Annotated in this window: 20 protein-coding genes and 1 tRNA gene; 7 read left to right on the top strand and 14 right to left on the bottom strand. The window is 68.2% G+C overall.

Annotated elements, in window-relative coordinates; all coding sequences use genetic code 11:
• Positions 1–249 precede the first annotated feature (249 nt).
• The 3 genes from GV790_RS05850 (at position 250) to GV790_RS05840 (ending at position 2384) form a co-directional block, all read left to right on the top strand.
• Complete coding sequence (locus tag GV790_RS05850; RefSeq protein ID WP_163811312.1) at positions 250–828, top strand: TetR/AcrR family transcriptional regulator; 579 nt, start codon at positions 250–252, stop codon at positions 826–828.
• 97 nt (positions 829–925) lie between these two features.
• Positions 926–1780, top strand: a complete 855-nt coding sequence (locus GV790_RS05845; protein WP_163811310.1) for an NAD(P)-dependent oxidoreductase — start codon at positions 926–928, stop codon at positions 1778–1780.
• Between the two features lie 121 nt (positions 1781–1901).
• The gene (locus GV790_RS05840; protein WP_163811308.1) at positions 1902–2384 is read left to right on the top strand and encodes a cupin domain-containing protein; all 483 of its coding nucleotides are present in this window, start codon (positions 1902–1904) and stop codon (positions 2382–2384) included.
• On the opposite strand, the gene GV790_RS05835 is transcribed toward GV790_RS05840, so the two are convergent.
• The 7 genes from GV790_RS05835 to GV790_RS05805 form a co-directional block, all read right to left on the bottom strand.
• Positions 2375–3064 (bottom strand): DUF998 domain-containing protein, encoded by a 690-nt coding sequence (locus GV790_RS05835; protein ID WP_163811306.1) that lies wholly within the window; start codon positions 3062–3064, stop codon positions 2375–2377. The genes GV790_RS05840 and GV790_RS05835 overlap by 10 nt on opposite strands.
• Positions 3065–3147: 83 nt before the next feature.
• A complete protein-coding gene (locus GV790_RS05830) occupies positions 3148–3903 on the bottom strand; it encodes a helix-turn-helix domain-containing protein (protein ID WP_163811304.1) in 756 nt (251 codons plus the stop codon).
• 276 nt (positions 3904–4179) lie between these two features.
• Positions 4180–4255, bottom strand: a tRNA-Ala gene (locus GV790_RS05825).
• 81 nt (positions 4256–4336) lie between these two features.
• Positions 4337–5536: a divisome protein SepX/GlpR gene (gene sepX / locus GV790_RS05820; RefSeq protein WP_218586376.1), complete on the bottom strand. Its 1200-nt coding sequence runs from the start codon at positions 5534–5536 to the stop codon at positions 4337–4339.
• A gap of 258 nt (positions 5537–5794) precedes the next feature.
• Positions 5795–6445 carry a GNAT family N-acetyltransferase gene (locus GV790_RS05815; RefSeq protein WP_048834420.1) on the bottom strand — a complete coding sequence of 217 codons (651 nt, stop codon included), beginning with the start codon at positions 6443–6445 and terminating at the stop codon, positions 5795–5797.
• A gap of 12 nt (positions 6446–6457) precedes the next feature.
• Positions 6458–7717, bottom strand: coding sequence for a molybdotransferase-like divisome protein Glp (gene glp / locus GV790_RS05810; protein WP_014352933.1), 1260 nt, complete (start codon positions 7715–7717; stop codon positions 6458–6460).
• A gap of 42 nt (positions 7718–7759) precedes the next feature.
• Entirely contained in the window at positions 7760–8719 is a 960-nt protein-coding gene (locus GV790_RS05805; protein WP_163811299.1) for a UTP--glucose-1-phosphate uridylyltransferase, read from the bottom strand.
• Between the two features lie 69 nt (positions 8720–8788).
• Here GV790_RS05805 and GV790_RS05800 point away from each other — a divergent pair, with 69 nt between their 5' ends.
• The 4 genes from GV790_RS05800 to mscL all read left to right on the top strand — a co-directional run bounded on the left by GV790_RS05800 (position 8789) and on the right by mscL (position 11117).
• Positions 8789–9385, top strand: coding sequence for a 5-formyltetrahydrofolate cyclo-ligase (locus tag GV790_RS05800; RefSeq protein ID WP_163811297.1), 597 nt, complete (start codon positions 8789–8791; stop codon positions 9383–9385).
• Between the two features lie 90 nt (positions 9386–9475).
• Positions 9476–9766 (top strand): FmdB family zinc ribbon protein, encoded by a 291-nt coding sequence (locus tag GV790_RS05795; RefSeq protein ID WP_036540013.1) that lies wholly within the window; start codon positions 9476–9478, stop codon positions 9764–9766.
• 91 nt (positions 9767–9857) lie between these two features.
• Positions 9858–10568: an SAF domain-containing protein gene (locus GV790_RS05790; RefSeq protein ID WP_228805995.1), complete on the top strand. Its 711-nt coding sequence runs from the start codon at positions 9858–9860 to the stop codon at positions 10566–10568.
• A gap of 126 nt (positions 10569–10694) precedes the next feature.
• Positions 10695–11117: a large conductance mechanosensitive channel protein MscL gene (gene mscL, locus GV790_RS05785; protein ID WP_163811295.1), complete on the top strand. Its 423-nt coding sequence runs from the start codon at positions 10695–10697 to the stop codon at positions 11115–11117.
• Positions 11118–11172: 55 nt separating this feature from the next.
• On the opposite strand, the gene GV790_RS05780 is transcribed toward mscL, so the two are convergent.
• The 7 genes from GV790_RS05780 to GV790_RS05750 all read right to left on the bottom strand — a co-directional run bounded on the left by GV790_RS05780 (position 11173) and on the right by GV790_RS05750 (position 16895).
• The gene (locus tag GV790_RS05780; protein ID WP_163811293.1) at positions 11173–11841 is read right to left on the bottom strand and encodes an MspA family porin; all 669 of its coding nucleotides are present in this window, start codon (positions 11839–11841) and stop codon (positions 11173–11175) included.
• A gap of 103 nt (positions 11842–11944) precedes the next feature.
• The gene (locus tag GV790_RS05775; protein WP_163811292.1) at positions 11945–12607 is read right to left on the bottom strand and encodes an MspA family porin; all 663 of its coding nucleotides are present in this window, start codon (positions 12605–12607) and stop codon (positions 11945–11947) included.
• 340 nt (positions 12608–12947) lie between these two features.
• Positions 12948–13613 carry an MspA family porin gene (locus GV790_RS05770; protein WP_163811290.1) on the bottom strand — a complete coding sequence of 222 codons (666 nt, stop codon included), beginning with the start codon at positions 13611–13613 and terminating at the stop codon, positions 12948–12950.
• 64 nt (positions 13614–13677) lie between these two features.
• A complete protein-coding gene (locus GV790_RS05765; RefSeq protein WP_163811288.1) occupies positions 13678–14352 on the bottom strand; it encodes an MspA family porin in 675 nt (224 codons plus the stop codon).
• A 544-nt stretch (positions 14353–14896) separates the two neighbouring features.
• Positions 14897–15085, bottom strand: a complete 189-nt coding sequence (locus GV790_RS05760) for a hypothetical protein (protein WP_163811286.1) — start codon at positions 15083–15085, stop codon at positions 14897–14899.
• The gene (locus GV790_RS05755; protein ID WP_178127606.1) at positions 15082–15576 is read right to left on the bottom strand and encodes a MogA/MoaB family molybdenum cofactor biosynthesis protein; all 495 of its coding nucleotides are present in this window, start codon (positions 15574–15576) and stop codon (positions 15082–15084) included. Before GV790_RS05755 ends, GV790_RS05760 begins: the two co-directional genes overlap by 4 nt.
• Before the next feature lie 59 nt (positions 15577–15635).
• Positions 15636–16895, bottom strand: coding sequence for a S1C family serine protease (locus GV790_RS05750; RefSeq protein WP_163811281.1), 1260 nt, complete (start codon positions 16893–16895; stop codon positions 15636–15638).
• Positions 16896–16958 lie beyond the last annotated feature (63 nt).

Here is a 16958-nt window from a genome sequence, read left to right as displayed (position 1 = left end):
CCTCGCCCTGCCGTCGCCGGGCAACACCCCACCGGCACGACCGACGCCCCTGCTCGGCAGATGGTGGCCACCGCGCGGCCGGAGATGCCCGGTGAGCCGACGGCACGCCCGCCGAGGCGGGCCGGCAACCGAGTCCGTGGTGGCGGTTACTGCTCACTCTCCCATGCTCGGCACTGCAGCATTTGGCAGCTGACCAGCGTGTTACCACCATTGTGTAACGACCATTAAAATATCTGCTACAGTACAGCCATGCCTCGCCCCAAGGGATTCGATCCGGATCGCGTGGTCGACGCCGCCATGACGGCGTTCTGGAACAAGGGTTACGCGGCGACCTCCGCACAGGACCTGGTCGATAGCACCGGCCTGGGCCGCGGCAGCCTCTATCACACCTTCAGCGGAAAGCATCAGCTGTTCCTGGAGGCACTGCGCCGCTATGAGAGCGAATGGGCGACACGGCAGGTCGAGATACTCAGCGGCGAGGGACCCGTGCGGGACAAGGTGCGCACGGTACTGATGACGGTGGTCGACGAGGAAACCGGCGCCGCGTGTGCGAACCGCGGCTGCCTGGCAGTGAACGCGGCCATCGAACTCGGCGGTGACGATGCCGAGGTGACCGCTCGGGTCCGCCGCATCTTCGAACGCATGCAGGACGGGTTCGAGGAGGCACTCACGCGAGCGCGGCGTGAGGGTGAGATCGGTTCCGACCGCGACCCACGAGCACTCGCCGCCTGCCTACTCAATGCCATGTACGGGCTTCGAGTGCTCGGTAAGTCCGCGGGCCGCGACACGCTCGTCGGCATTGTCGAGACCAACATCCGCTCGCTTTAGACGCGAGACATGTTCTGAACCAAGGGCTTTCAGTCTAATCGTCAGGCATCGCCCCATAGTGTAATGATCAGTCAAAAACAGTGAAGGAGCCGACACCATGTCCGAACACTCCCGGACCGCCGCCGTACTCGGTACCGGAACCATCGGCGCCCCGGTGGCACGTAACCTGCGGAAAGCCTTTGCCGTACGCGCCTGGAATCGCACCGCCGCCGCGGCGCAACCCTTGGCCGCCGACGGTATTCAGGTCTCACCGACCCCGGCGGCGGCTGCGTCCGGCGCCCATGTCGTGGTCACGGTATTGACCGACGCGGCGGCTGTGCGCGAGGTCGTCGAAGCGGCCGCGCCTGCACCGGGGACGGTGTGGGTGCAGATGAGCACGGTCGGTGACAACGATACCGCCGAGCTGGCCGCCTTCGCCGATGAGCGCGAATTGGTGTTCTACGACGCTCCCGTTCAAGGCACGAAGCAGCCCGCCGAGCTCGGCCGGCTGGTAGTGCTGGCCGCCGGACCGGAAAGCGAACGCGATACGGCGAACGCGGTTTTCGACGCGATCGGCAGCCGGACCCTATGGGTCGCCGATCGGCCCGGCGCGGCGACGCGGCTCAAGCTGGCGCTGAACAGCCTTGTCTTCGCCCTCACACACGGTATGGCCGAAAGCCTTTCGCTCGCGGAAGCATTGGGTGTGGACCCGCACATTGTCGTCGAGGCGGTATCCGGTGGTCCGCTCGACAGCGGGTTCTTCCGAGCAAAGTCGGACGCGGCCCTGTCGGGCGATTTCGCGCCGGCGTTCTCGATCACCAACGCCATCAAGGACTCCCGTCTCATCCTGGCCGCGGCGCAGCGCGCCGGTGTGGCGGCCGATCTCGCCGCGGCGGGCCTCGACCGGTTCCGCCGGGCGGCCGACGCGGGGCACGGGTCGGCCGATATGGCTGCCTCCTACCTGGCTCGATGAAGAAATACACCGATGGCGTTCGAGCCTACCGTGAGCGCGGCGCGCTACAGCTTCCACCGGTTCCATCCAGACCCGCCCGACGCCGTGGCGTAGACGGCACCCATATATGAAGGAGCGCACAATGTCATCCAGCACTGCCGCCGCCGTGGTCGTACCGAACGCGACCGCGGAAACCGTTGCCCTGCCGCACGGCGGAGCCTTCCATCTGCTCGCCGACGCCATCGATACCGGCGGCGCGCTCGGTGTGAACCGCCTCACCCTCGGTACCGGCGCCGACGGCGCCGCGCCGCATTACCACGCGCGGTCCTCGGAACTGTTCTATGTGCTCGACGGCTCGGCCGAGTTCTATCTCGACGGCCGGTCGGAAAACGTCGCCGCCGGCGGGCTCGTGATCATCCCGCCCGGCATGCCGCACGCTTTCGGCGCCGCCCCCGGCTCGACGGCCGACCTGCTCATCGTGCTCGGCCCCGGCACCGATCGGTTCGAGTATTTCCGCAGGCTCGGCCGGATCCAGCACGGCCAGGAGACCTTCGACAGCCTGATTCCGGAGCAAGAGCGATACGACGTGCATTTCGTATCCGGGCTCGACTGGCGTCAGCGCTGATCGGAACGGCGCGGACCGCACATCAGGCGCAGCGCCAGCACGGCAACCCAGATGCCGCCGGCAAAGATCCCGATGCGTTCGATGAGACCTGCCGGTCCCCCGTCGGCGAGTTCGGCGACCAGCGCGAAAGCGACGTAGGAAATGGCGACGAGCAGGGCGGTGGCCATTGAATATCGGGACAACCCATGGCTTCCGAGCTCATGTCGCCGTGCCAATACGATGCAGGCCACGGCCAGCGACGTGAACCGAACGAGGCCGAGCAGGCTGTGCACGGCGCCGTGAAGGGTCAGCGTTTCCGGCTCTCCCGGCGGGTAGCCCAACGACGGGTCGGGCAGGATCGGCCCGATAGCGAAGAAGGTGAAGCCATAGAGGCCGAGCAGGATGGGACCCCAGGTGGATCCCCGTCCGGTCCGCACAACCTGCCGCATCCCGAAGGCGAACGCGAGTAGCAACGTCCCGATGACGATGTAGTTGGTTATCTGCATCCACCCACCGGGACCCAGTTCGAGGTTGCTGTCGGGGACTACCCAGGGGTTGTAGTCAGGGCGGATGGCGCCGAGGATGAGCACGACAACGATGTTGAGCAGCGGAGCGAAGACCCCGCACGCCAGCAGCAGTCTCGTCGCCGCAGGCAGCTCATCGGTGTTGGATGGCTTCGCATGGCCGAGGGCGCCGGTCACGAACGTGTCCTCTCGTCGATCAGGTGGGGGTGCGTTCGGCTCGCCGGCCGCACCCGAGGCGAACACCACTATCGACCGACCTGTCACCCCGGGGATTGGAAAAATGTTCCCGAGGCCCGGTACCGATCCAGGGCGATGCCGGGCAGATTGCCCGCGTGCAGCGTCCCCGGTGTGCGTTCGGCGAAGATCGCCACGTCTCGGCACAGATGCGCCTGATCGGTGTACCCGCACACCGCCGCGACGTCGGCGGCGGGCCGGCCCGCCAGCAACCCGGCGACCGCGCGCCGGAACCGGACTAGCATGGCCGCCCGCTTGGGCGTCACACCGATCTGCGTGTCGAACCTCGCCCACAACCGTTTACGGCTCCATCCCACCGACGCGGCCAGGTCACCGACGTTCACCTGCCCACCGGAGCCGAGTATCCGCTGCCAGGCGGCAATCACCTCGGGATCCGGCGCCCGCATCGGCCGCTCGCACCGCGCCAGAAATGTTCCCGTCAGCGCGAAGCGCTCCTCCCAGGTCGCGACGTCCGCGAGTTGCTCGCGCAGCCGCCGGACCCGGGACCCCCACAGCTGCTCCGCCGGAACGACGCCGAGCCCCAGTTCGTTAGCAGCGACCCCCAGAAGCGAGTACGCCCGGATCGGCGACATCCGAACCTCCACACACTCTGCCCGCCTGGCCCGAACACGTGTGGCCGCCATCGAGGGACCCACGACGAACCCACCCAGCTCCTGCCGCCCACCGGAGCCCTCGACGATCAACTCACGCCCCCCGAACTCAATCACCACAGCGACCGCTGTCGTCGCCGCGGCCCGCAAGTCCAACCCGCCACCCGCCATATCGCGATATCCGATGACCGCGGCACCCGGCACCCCGGCAGCCGAAGGCCCCGCAAATCCCACAGCACCCCGCCCCCACATCCGTCATTCGCACTTCCCAGCACGCCCACGCTACGGAAATCCACCCCGTCAGCGTGTCCCCAACGCGCAGTCCCCCACAGCGATTCACCCCACCGTCTGGGTCGGCCCGGCACAGTTCGTCACCGTTCCCATCGGATCCGCGTGGAGCGAGCCCGCGAAAAACGGCGCATGCTCGCCATGAGCATGCGCCGCCTTTGGTGGAGCTAAGGGGAATCGAACCCCTGACCTTCTCGATGCGAACGAGACGCGCTACCAACTGCGCTATAGCCCCGTGCGGTTCCTGGCGGGAACCGCGCTGTGACACTGTAGCAGGAGGCGGGCGCCGATTCCGAATCGGGCCCGCCACCTGCGGTTATTCTCCGGCGGCGCGGCGCATGTCGCCGCCGGCGGCGCGGTTGCGGACGGCGCGGGCGGCGGTGGCGTCGAAGGCTTCGAGGTGTTCGAAGGCGGGGTCTTCGTCGTCGGGTTCGAGCAGTTCGGAGCGGCGGCGCAGGGCGCGGGCGGTGTCGCGGTCCATGCCGCGGCGGGCGGGACGCGCGGCTTGTTCGTCGCGTTCTTTGTCGGGGCGCTGGGTGGTGCGCGCGAGCCTGGCGCTGCGGCGCCGGCGGATCTCTTCTTCCATCCTGACCTGCTTGCGCAGGTAGGCCAGGTAGGTGACGAGGACGGTCGCGGTCAGGCCGCAACCCCACCAGAAGACGGGCGCGATCGCGATGGCCAGCGCTCCGCACAGCAGGGTGGTGAGTACCAGGCCGAGCACGGCGCGCTGACGGAAGGTGTAGCGGGCGGCGCGGGCGATGGCGTCGGCTTCGGGGTCGAATCCGCCGCGGCCGCGCCGGGTGGGGATGAAGTCGGTGTCGTCGGTGTCGGCGGGCTCGGGTTCGGCCACGGCGGGCAGCGCCGAACGCGCGGGAGGTATCCGGGCGGCGAGCGGGTCGCGTCGGGTGGCGTCCGCGTAATCGTCCTGGTCGTCGTCATAGTCGACGCGCTCTTCGCGGTCGATACGCTCTTCGCGGTCGATACGGTGTTCGCGGTCGATGCGGTCTTCGCGCTCTTCGCGTTCCTCGCGCTCTTCATCGTCCACATAGTCGGCGCGCACGGCATCGGGGTCGCCGGGCACGCCCGATTCCGTGTCGTCGGCGTCGGCGGCCTCGTCCGCCGCCATCTCATCGAGTTCCGTCTCAGTCACCGCCCGGCGGGTCGCCTTGGCGGTCGTGGCACGGGCCGCGCCGGTGTCGGTGACGTCTCCCGGCGTGTTGTGTTCGTCGTCAGCCTCGGTGACGGGCTCGTCGGCCGAAGTCGTCATCCGATCCTCCGCATCATCGCTGTGGGGACGCTTTCTCTGCACTCGTCTCGGCCGCCAATCGGGGTCGCTGTCGTGCCCGGCGGCGGGTCCGGACCTGGTGCGCCGCTTCGAACCTCCGCGATGCAGCACCCGGGTGGCGAGTGCCGTGTCGGTGGTCTGCCGGATCCGGGGATGCCGGTCGGCGAGTATCGGAAACAGGACGAAGACCCAGAGTACGACCAGGCCGATCCACAAGATCGAATTCGGCATCGCCGTCAGCACCTCCGTCCCCGCCTGATCCAGTTCCGACCCGCGCCCCGCGGCCCCGTCGCGGTGACTGTTCCGGCTGCCGCACAGGCGCTGCGGCATGGTCGCCGGGCGGGTCGCAGGCTCCCTGCCGATGGCGCAGGGCGCACCACCGACGTCCGTAGGTTAATTCCGGGTAGGGGCACGGTCCGGCAGGCGCGCCGTGCACATCCGCCACACCCGTCACATTTCCACCATTGCGGCCCGTCGTCGGGCCCGCGTTCACAGCAGCGTCAACCGGCCTTCCCGAGCGAGCCGGTCCACCACTGTCCCGGCCACCTCTTCGACGGTCAGGCCGACGAGTAGATGATCGCGCCACGCCCCATCGACATCCAGATAGCGGCGTAGCAGGCCTTCCTCACGGAACCCGACGTTACGCAGCACCGCCTGGCTCGCCATATTCTCCGGCCGCACGGTCGCCTCGACCCGGTGCAAGCCGACCGGCCCGAAACAATGGTCGAGTCCGAGCGCCAGCGCCGCGGTCGCCACGCCTTGTCCGCCGAGATCCTTGGCCACCCAGTAACCGATCCACGCCGATCGCAACGCCCCGCGCACGATATTGCCGACGGTCAACTGTCCGCTGAACGCGCCGTCGACCTCGATCACCAGCGGGATCATCGCCCCACGCCGCGCCTCGGCCTTCAGGCTCGACCACAGCGACGGCCAGTTCGAGGCGTGATTGCGCGCTTCCCACGCACCTCGGCCGGTGGGCTCCCACGGTTCCAGATGCTGCTGGTCACGCAACCGGATCCGGCTCCAGGCGGCGGCGTCGCGCAGCCGCACCGGTCGCAACGCCACCTGCCCGGCCGCGACCCGCACCGGGCCCAGATGTGCGGGCCACCCAGGGTGCTGGGTGGCCCGGAAAACGTTCATGGTCTCCACGTTTCAGCCGCGCTGTGCGAGAAAAGCGACCTGGACCTCGTCGCCGGTCCGGATCTCGGTGTCGTCCGGATCGACGACGATCAGGCTGTTGGCCTCGGCCAGCGTCGCCAGCAGATGGGAGGACGCGCCCGCCCCCGAACCCAGTGGTTGCACCAGGTATTCGCCGGTGGCTTCGTCGCGCATCAACTGGGCACGCAGATAGCCCTTGCGCCCGGCCATCGATTGGATCGGAGTGATCGTGCGGGCGTGCACGATTCGCCGCATCGGCTGACGTCGCCCGAGCGCGATCCGGATCAGCGGCCGCACCATCACCTCGAACACCACGAGGGCGCCGACGGGATTGGACGGCAGCAGAAACGTCGGCACCTCATCGCGGCCGAGCCGCCCGAAGCCCTGCACGGAACCGGGATGCATGGCGACCCTGGCGATCTCGAGCTCGCCGAGACCCTCCAACGCTTCCCGCACCTGTTCCGAGGCCCAGCCGCCGACCGCACCCGCGATCACCACGACCTCCGAACGGACCAGCTGACCTTCGACCACATCACGCAGCCTGCGCGGATCGGCGTCGACGATGCCGACCCGGTTGACGTCGGCGCCCGCATCGCGCGCAGCCGCCGCCAGGGCATAGGAATTCACGTCGTACACCTGGCCAGGGCCGGGCGTGCGGTCGATGTCGATGAGCTCGGCGCCCACCGAGATCACCGACAGCCGGGGCCGCGGATGCACCAGCACCTTGTCCTGGCCGACCGCCGCGAGCAGCCCGACCTGCGCCGCGCCGATGATGGTGCCGGCGCGCACGGCGACGTCGCCGGGTTGCACATCGTCGCCGATGCGGCGCACGTAATCGCCGGAACGCACCGGCTCGTACACCTTGATCCGGGCGCGACCGCCGTCGGTGAAGTCGATCGGCAGCACCGCGTCGGCCAGCGTCGGCAGCGGGGCACCGGTGTCGACGCGCACCGTCTGGCGCGGCTGCAACCGGATCGGCTGGCGCGAACCCGCGACCACCTCGCCGACCACGGGCAACGTCAGATCGACCAGTTCGCCTTCTTCGTCACGGATTTCGGCGCCGGCCGACGCGACGTCGACGCTGCGCACCGCGTAACCGTCGATGGCGGCCTGGTCGAAACCGGGCAGCGGCCGTTCGGTGACGACGTCCTCGGCACACAGCAGGCCCTGGGCCTCGGATATCGCGACCCGGACCGGCCGGGGCGCGACCGCCGCCGCGGTCACCTTGATCTGCTGATCCTCAACCGAGCGCATCCAGCCCTTCCCGATCTCCCTCGCCCCTCGGGCGATCTGTTCCTACGCCGTCACCTGCGGATCCCAGTCGGGTCCCAGCCGATGCTGCAGCCACTCCCGCAAGGCGGGACCGTATTCCTCCCGCTCCAGCGCGAAATCCACTGCAGCACGAAGATAGCCGCCCGGGTTGCCCAGATCGTGGCGCGACCCACGGTGAACCACCACATGCACCGGATGACCCTCGGCGATCAGCAGCGCGATCGCATCGGTCACCTGCAGTTCGCCGCCCGTGCCCGGCTCGATCCGGCGCAGGGCGTCGAAGATGGCCCGGTCGAGCAGATAGCGGCCGGCCGCGGCGTAGGTCGACGGCGCGTCGGCGAGGGCCGGCTTTTCCACCATCCCGTTGACGCGCAACACATCCGGATCCGCCACGCCGGGCACCGGCTCGACATCGAAGACGCCGTAAGCGCTCACCTGATCCTTGGGGACGTCGATGGCGCACAGCACCGTGCCGCCGCGTTCGCGCCGGACCCGGCTCATCGTGTCGAGCACACCGCACGGCAGCACCAGATCGTCGGGCAGCAGGACGGCGATGGCGTCCTCGTCGGCGTCGAGCACACTTTCGGCCTGGGCGATCGCGTGGCCGAGTCCGAGCGGCTCGTCCTGCACGACGGAGGTGACATCGAGCAGCCCCGGCGCCTTACGCACCTTCTCCAGCAGCTGGAACTTGCCCCGTTCGGCGAGGGTGCTCTCCAGCACCAGATCCTCGACGAAATGCGCGACCACACCGTCTTTACCGGGTGAGGTGACGATGACCAGCCGGTCGGCGCCGGATTCGGCGGCCTCGGCGGCCACCAGTTCGATGCCGGGGGTATCGACGACCGGCAGCAACTCCTTGGGCACCGTCTTGGTCGCGGGCAGGAACCGGGTCCCGAGCCCAGCGGCCGGCACGACCGCAGTACGGAAGCACGACTCCACCGCCGCGCCCGTCGTCGAGCCGGGCTCGCCTGCCTTCGCTGTCATATGCACACCTTATCCGTGTAATACGTCGTCCAAGCCTGCTTCGCGGCGGCCTGGCGCCCGCATGAGCCTATGGTGATCACCGTGAAGATGCCCGGTGAGCGCGATAAACATGCCTGGCGGTTGGAGATTCTCGCGCAGCGGGCCGCGGTGTCCGACGCCGACCGGGCGCAGGAGGCGTCCGCGCTGGCAGCGACGGCCGGGCAAATCGAGGTCGGCGAATGGGTGTGCGCGTATGTCCCGGTGCGTGGTGAACCGGGCTCGGAGGCGATGCTCGACGCGCTGCTGGCAGCGGGAGCGCGGGTATTGCTGCCGGTGACGGGGCCGCCGGGACCTCTGGACTGGGCCGAGTACACCGGTGCGGCGAGTCTGCGGGCCGCCCGCTACGGGCTGCTCGAGCCGAGCGGACCGGCATTGGGTATTGCCGCGGTGGCCCGCGCGAGTGTGATTCTCGTCCCTGCGCTGGCGGTGGATCTACGTGGTGTGCGACTCGGGCGCGGCGCAGGCTACTACGACCGCACGCTGGCCGCGGCCGACCCGGCTGCCCGGCTCGTGGCGGTGGTTCGTGACGCTGAGCTGGTGGAACGGCTGCCCGAGGAGCCGCACGACCTGCGGATGGGCTGGGCCCTGACGCCGCGCGGCGGGCTGCGCGAGTTGTCCGCCGATTGACCGCGCGCCCGCCGGGAATGAAATCCCGGGTGGCAATGTTGGCACTGTCGCCTGTAGAGTGCTAGATCGACGAACCCTGCGGAGGATCCTGTGCCAACTTATTCGTACGCGTGCACCCAGTGTGATAACCGCTTCGACATCGTTCAGTCCTTCACCGACGAGGCGCTGAGCGTCTGCTCGGAGTGCTCGGGCAAGCTGCGCAAGCTGTTCAACTCCGTCGGCATCGTGTTCAAGGGCAGCGGTTTCTACCGCACCGACAGCCGCGGCGGTGCGTCCACCGCCAGCGAGCCCGCCAAGTCCGACAGCGGATCCTCCTCCGGCTCCGATTCGAGCTCCTCGGCCGCCCCCGCGGCGGCGGCCAGCACCGCAGCCGCCAGCTGAGGCGAGTCGCGGGTTGTGCACAGCCCGCGAGTTGTCCACAACCCGTCGTTCACCGGGCCCGGGCCGCCGATCCGCGCCATACGCTCGGCGCATGATCGGAATGTTCGCCGGCCGCCGCCGACTCGGCCCCCAGCGCTTCGGCGATGGTCCGCTCGGCCGCGGCGAGACGCTGCGGGAAGCATTCTGGAATCGGCCACCATGGGCCGACGGATTGCTCGCCAGGCGGGTCCTCGCCGCCGTTCTCACCGCCGCCGCAGTCGTACTGATGCTGCGCGGTGATCCCGATGCCGACCGCGCACGCGTCGTCGTCGCGGCTCGCGATCTACCACCCGGCCATCTGCTCACCTCAGCGGACCTGCGGGTCGTCGACCGGGAATCCGGCGCACTACCCGGCGGTGCGGCGCGCGATCCGGCCCCGCTGATCGGTGCCACCATCACCGGCGCGATGAGCACCGGGGAGATCCTGACCGATCTGCGTGTGATCGGCCCGCGGCTGGCCGCGGTGGCCGGTGGCGCACCGGACGCCAGGATCGTTCCCCTCCGGCTGGCCGATACCGCCGTCGCCGACATCCTGCGCGCGGGTGATCGCGTCGACGTCATCGCAGCCGACGAATCCGACCGAGCCGCCCGCCCCGCGCGCACCCTGGCCACCGATGCCGCCGTGGTCCTGATCTCCGGCTCCCCCGGGTCATCGCCGACACGATCGGCGGAGCGAGTGGTCCTGGTGGCGATGGGCGCCGAGAACGCGGCCGCGGTGGCCGCGGCCTCGTTGAGCACCGCCCTGACCGTCGTCTTCCATTGAGATCGATCACCTCTGATCGCCGGCTCCATCGTTCGCCGAGCGTTAGCCGGTGCGGTCAACTAGCATCCGGGAAGACCAGCACCCGGCTGCGGACATTCGGTTCCGCACACCGAAGGAGATAGGGCATTGCTCAAGGGGTTCAAGGATTTCGTGCTTCGCGGAAACGTCGTCGACCTGGCTGTTGCCGTCGTCATGGGTACCGCGTTCGTCGCGATCGTCACCGCGTTCACCAATGGGATCATCAATCCGCTGCTCGCGGTTTTCGGCAGTCCCAATGAACTCGGGCTCGGTTTCCGATTGGTTGCCGACAATCCCTCGACCTTCATCGAGGTGGGCCCGATCATCACCGCGTGCATCAACTTCCTGATGATCGCGGCGGTCCTGTACTTCGTCTTGGTGATGCCTTCCACGCATGTGAAGAAGCGCTTCGCCAAGGAGGAGAAGGAGGAAGTGCTCAGCGACAACGACCTGCTGATCCAGATCCGCGATCTGCTGGCCGAGGGCCAGAAGACCGGCGGGGGGCGGCACGAGTACTCCTCCGAGTCCTGACGACGAAAGGGCCTGTCGCCGAGTGCGACAGGCCCTTTCGATCGTGGGAGGAGAATCAGCCGATGCTGAACGGCTGACCCCACAGGGTCACCACGGACATCACGTTCTCGGTCTCGACCTTGACCTTCACGAACGCCCGCGCCTGCGCGTAACCGGCGCAGCCGCTCAGGCCGATGGTCTCGTCGGCCCAGGTGACGCTGCCGCTCTTGCCCTTGAACTTGTTGCGCTTCTCGTGCGACTCCTCACCGAAGTCGTCGGCCTCTTCGAGGTCGAGCACGTAGAAGGACTTGGCCTGGCCGGGGCCGAGCGACAGCTCGCCGCCGCTCTCGGCGCCGACACCGAAGGACTCGCCGTCCCAGGTGCCCTCACCGGAGACGCCGCCCTCGACGCCGCCGCCGCCGATGTTCACCTGGCAGCCCACGACATAGCCGGGGTAGATCTTGCCGCCCTTGGCGCCCGAGCCGGACAGCTCGACCTGCGCGCTGGCCGAGACCCACGCGTTGCGGTGCACCGGGGTGGAACCCATCGACGGGTTGATGTTGGCCGACTCGCCGACCAGACGGACCGTCACCACGGTGCCGTCGGACAGGGTGCGGACGATTTCGCCGCCGGGCAGCGGCACGAAGGTGTCGGCGTTGGCCGCACCGGTGGAGAACAGGCCCATCGCGACGGCCGCGGCGGCACCCGCACCGGCCGCACGCACGATGCTCTTACGGTTGATCATTGTGTAATGCCCCTCTGGGGTTGATTCGCTTCAGCGAGAGATTGATTGGCGGATTCGAGACACATCGGTCCGGTCCGGCCGAGACGGCCGGGCAGACCCGGAATCAGCCGATGCTGAACGGCTGGCCGTAGAGGGTGGTCTTCGAGTAGTGGTCGCCGATGATCTCGACCACGGTGTAGGCGCGGGCCTGCGCGTAACCGGCGCAGCCCTGGATCTCCATCTCGACGTCCTGGTACTCGACGGAGTAGACACCCGGCTTGGTGATGTCCTTGTACTCGATCTGGACGAACTTGACCTCACCCGGGCCGAGCTCGAGACCCACCGAGCCGCCGACGGACGCGCCGTCGAGGTCGACACTGCCGGAGACACCGGCCGAGATGGCCTCGTCGCCGATGGCGACCTGGCAGCCGACGATGTAGCCGGTGTTCAGCTGCGAGGTGCCGTGGGTGGAGGAGTTGTTGGTGCCGGGGGCACCGGTCGGACCGTTGTTCGGACCCACTTCACCCTCGGGGGTGGCGGTGACATCGGCGCTCGCGATACCGGAAACCCACACGGTGCGACCGGCACCGTTGGCCGCCAGCGACGGCGAGACCAGCGCGCTCTCATGGGTGCGCTTGATGGTGACGCCGGGGCCGATCTTCTCACCGTCCGGCAGCGGCACGAAGGCGTCCGCGTTGGCGGCGCCGGCCGAGAACAGTCCCATGGCCACGGCGGCGACGGCGCCGACGCCCATCGCGCGCGTGACGTTGGTGCGGTTCTTGCTCATACTTCCCCTCATCAGGTTTTCAGCGACAACCCCGTTCGCACGGGGATGGCCTACAGCAGGCTCAGATGAGCGTGCTCGAAAGCGCTGACCGCCAGATGAACCCGAATCGGCACAGCGAATGAACAGTCGGGGACGGCATTTCGTCCGCGGCATGGCAGCAAGATGAGGTGTAGGTAGCCGAGAGGTTACGCAGATCGGCCGAATCCGCCGCGACAGGGACGAATTCACCGGTCGCGGGCCGAAAACAGCAGAACGCGGGCCTGTCACGATTGTGACAGACCCGCGTTCATTTCGCTGGTCGCGTTTGCTCAGGCCGTTGGCCGGCCCGAGCGGGAGCCGATCAGCCCAGGCTGAACGGCTGACCCCACAGGGTCACCACCGACATGACATTGTCGGTCTCGACCTTGACCTTGACGAAGGCACGCGCCTGCGCGTAGCCGGCGCAGCCGGTCAGACCGATGGTCTCATCGGCCCAGGTGACCGAGCCGCTGGTGCCCTTGAAGACGTTGCGAGTCTCGTGCGACTCGTTGCCGAAGTCGTCGGTGTCTTCGAGGTCGAGCACGTAGAAGGACTTGGCCTGGCCGGGGCCGAGCGACAGCTCGCCGCCGCTCTCGACGCCACCGGTGGGATCGCCTTCCCAGGTGCCACCGGCAGAGGCGCCGCCTTCGACGCCGCCGCCGCCGATGTTCACCTGGCAGCCCACCACGTAACCGGGGTAGATCTTGCCACCCTTGGCGCCCTCACCGGCCAGCTCGACCTGCGCACTGGCCGATACCCAGGCGTTGCGGTGCACCGGGGTGGAGCCGAGGGAGGGGTTGATGTTGGCCGATTCACCGACCAGGCGGACCGTCACCACGGTGCCGTCGGACAGCGTCTTGACGATTTCGCCGCCGGGCAGCGGCACGAAGGTGTCGGCGTTGGCCGCACCGGTGGAGAACAGGCCCATGGCAACGGTGGCGGCAGCGCCGAGTCCGGCCGCCCGCGCCACGATCTTACGGTTGATCATGTTTGTACCCTTCGAGGGTCGAGTTCGCTCGAGGCGAGAGGTTTGTACGGTCGAATTCGACGACTCAGCCGATGCTGAACGGCTGCCCGTAAAGGGTGGTCTTCGAGTAGTGGTCACCGATGATCTCGACGACCGTGTACGCCCGCGCCTGCGCGTAACCCGCGCAGCCCTGGATCTCCATCTCGACGTCCTGGTACTCGACCGAGTAGTGACCCGGCTTCAGAATGTCCTTGTACTCGATCTGGACGAATTTCACCTCGCCCGGGCCCAGCTCCAGACCCACCGCACCGCCGACCGAGGCGCCCTCGACATCGATGCTTCCCGACAGACCGGCGGAGATGGCCTCGTCGCCGATGCTGACCTGGCAGCCCACGATGTAGCCCGTGTTCAGCTGGGACGCACCGTGGGTGGAGGAGTTGTTGGTACCCGGCGCGCCGGCGGGGCCGTTGTTCGGACCCACCTCGCCCTCGGGGGTGACGGTGACGTCCGCGCTCGCGGTGCCCGAAACCCAGACAACGCGACCTGCGCCATTGGCCGCCATGGACGGCGAAACGACAGCGTGCTCATGGGTGCGCTTGATGGTCACACCCGGACCAACCTTCTCGCCGTCCGGCAACGGCACGAAGGTATCCGCGTTTGCGGCCCCGGTCGAAAGCAGACCCAGGGCCACGGCGGCTGCGGCGCCGACGCCCGCGGCACGGGCTCCGCGGCGCAAACCGTTGGTGCGGTTCTCGCTCATACTTCCCCTCATCAATTTTTCTCGAACAGACCAGCCTCGACCGTCGAGGCTGGACATGGTCCTCACAGGCCCAGCTCAGTGTGTCGCCTATTTGTTGCCGTTGTGTAACTCGCTGTTATTTCAACGCAAAGCTCGACTACCGCCGGGCCACACCCGACTCCGCGAGGTCTGCACATTCGTGCAGGCCACTGGACTGCGGAGGCGGTTGCGATGGCCCGAGGCGAGATTAACCGGCGGTAACGGAACGGACAACGAAAGTATTCGTCAAGACTCGAGTGATCTGTATCACATAGCCAAAATGCTTATATCGCTTGACGTGCATAAATGCAGGATGCGAGTTCCGGCAAAGTAGCCGAATTGCCCCGGACGGCGAAGCAGCACCAGCGGCGAATACGGGACGAGAACGTATTCCGGAGGAGATCGGAACAGCAAAGAGCTTGAATCTTGAACGCTCGAGATAGCTACGCGTCAGTAAATACGTAGCAGGGCAGTAGATAACGGGCGAGGCATCGGCGCCAGGGCGGTAGCTGGAACGCGGAAGAACTCAGCCGTGATGCGGCGGAACCTGCGACCGCAACCAGTCGTCGGTGCTCGACGGCGTGTCGCGGTCGTCGCCGCGTTCGTCGCCGGTGGTCTCCGGGAGCACCTCACCGAAGATGCGCGCCAGACGCGCGGCGTCCCCCGGCCGGCGGACCGGACGGGGGACGTCGCTGCGATCGTCGGAAGAACTCATTCGTCCAATCCGGACAGTTCACCGATCACCCGGCTGGCGAGCGGGCCGAGGGTCGCCATGCCATCGCGGATGGCCGAACGAGTACCGGGCAGGTTCACCACAAGGGTGCTGCCGGAGATACCGGCCAGGCCGCGCGAAAGGCCCGCGTCGAGGGAACCGGCGACCCGGCCAGAGGAACGCAGGGCCTCGCTGATACCGGGCAGCTCACGGTCGAGCACCTGGGAGGTGGCCTCCGGCGTGACATCGCGCGGCGACATACCCGTGCCGCCGACCGAGATGACCAGGTCGACGCCGCCGATCACCGCGGTGTTGAGCGCGTTACGGATCTCCACCTCATCGGCCTGCACCGTCACCGACGCGTCGACGAGAAAGCCCGCTTCGGTGAGCAATTCGGTGACCAGCGGGCCCAGCGAATCCACACCACCGTGCGCGGTGCGGTCGTCGACGACCACGACCAGTGCGCGTCCTGCCACGGAACCATCGATGTCCATGGTGCTCACCGTAGCGTCACCGCCGAGCATCGGCTCCCATCCCCCGTGCAGCACCTGCATCACCGCACTCCCCCGGTCGACACCGCGTCGAGGGTCACCTCGACCGTCTTGGCGTTTCCGCCCTGCTCATCGGTATATGTCACGCTCACCTTGTCTCCTGGTCGGCTGGAACGGACGGCGGCGACCAAGGCGTCGCCGGAGTCGATGGTGCGGTCGTTCATCCGGGTGATCACCACTCCGGCCGGGATACCGGCCTTGGCGGCGGGACCGTCGGGGGTCACCTCGAGCACCCGTGCTCCGCGCACCGTGTCGTTACGCGGCACCGTGATGCCGATCTGGGCATAGGTGGCGTGGCCGGTCTCGATCAGTTCTTCGGCGACCCGGCGGGCCTGATCGACCGGGATGGCGAACCCGAGCCCGATCGAGCCGCTTTGCTGGCCGCCGAGGTCGGAGCCGCCGAGGGTGGCGATCGCGGTGTTGATGCCGATCAGCTTGCCGTTGGCGTCGACCAGCGCACCGCCGGAATTGCCCGGATTGATCGCGGCGTCGGTCTGGATGGCGTCGATGACGGGGTTGGGCGTGGCCGGGTCGGCGCTCGGCTGACCGGAGGTGGAGACCGGCCGGTTCAACGCCGAGACGATGCCGGTGGTGACGGTGCCGGCGAGGCCGAGGGGCGAGCCGATCGCGATGACGGGCTGACCGACCTGGAGGCCGGCCGAGCTGCCGAGTTCGATCGGGGTCAGGCCCGTCTTGCCCTCGACCTTGATGACGGCAAGATCGGACACCGGATCGGCGCCGACCATGGTCGCGGACGCGGTGCTGCCGTCGGCGAAGGAGACCTCCATCTTCGCGCCGGGACCGCCGCCCGCGGCGACGTGGTTGTTGGTCAGGATCAGTCCATCCGACGACAAGATGACTCCCGAGCCCTCGCCCTGTGCGCGGTTGCTCGCGACCTTGATCATCACCACGCTCGGCAGCACGCGCTGGGCCACCGCCTGGGTGGAGCCGGCGGGCGCGGTGGAGGCGTTATCGATATTGGGCTTCGGTGCGTCGAGGGCGTTGGTGACAGTGGTCGCGGCGCCGTCGTCGCCCGCGACCAGCGCGCCGACCGCGCCACCGACGCCGCCGCTGACCAATGCCAGCGCGACCGCGCCCGCGACCAGGCCGGTGCGGACCGGACGCTTGGGGGCGGGCTGCGGCTCGGGAACGGGGGCGTGGCCGAACGGAGGGCCCTGCGGACCTGGCGCCGAGTGGTAACCCGGCGGCGGCACGGCCCCTGGATGCGGGCCGTGCGGTCGATCGGTGAAATCCTCGGTCATGGTTACTCGTTTCTTTCTCACGTCGTGCCATCCAGCGTGACGCCGACTGCTGAGAGCGGACTG

It is taken from the genome of Nocardia cyriacigeorgica (genome assembly GCF_010858045.1).
Taxonomy (GTDB): domain Bacteria; phylum Actinomycetota; class Actinomycetes; order Mycobacteriales; family Mycobacteriaceae; genus Nocardia; species Nocardia cyriacigeorgica_E.
This window is presented reverse-complemented; position numbering and strand designations above follow the sequence as displayed.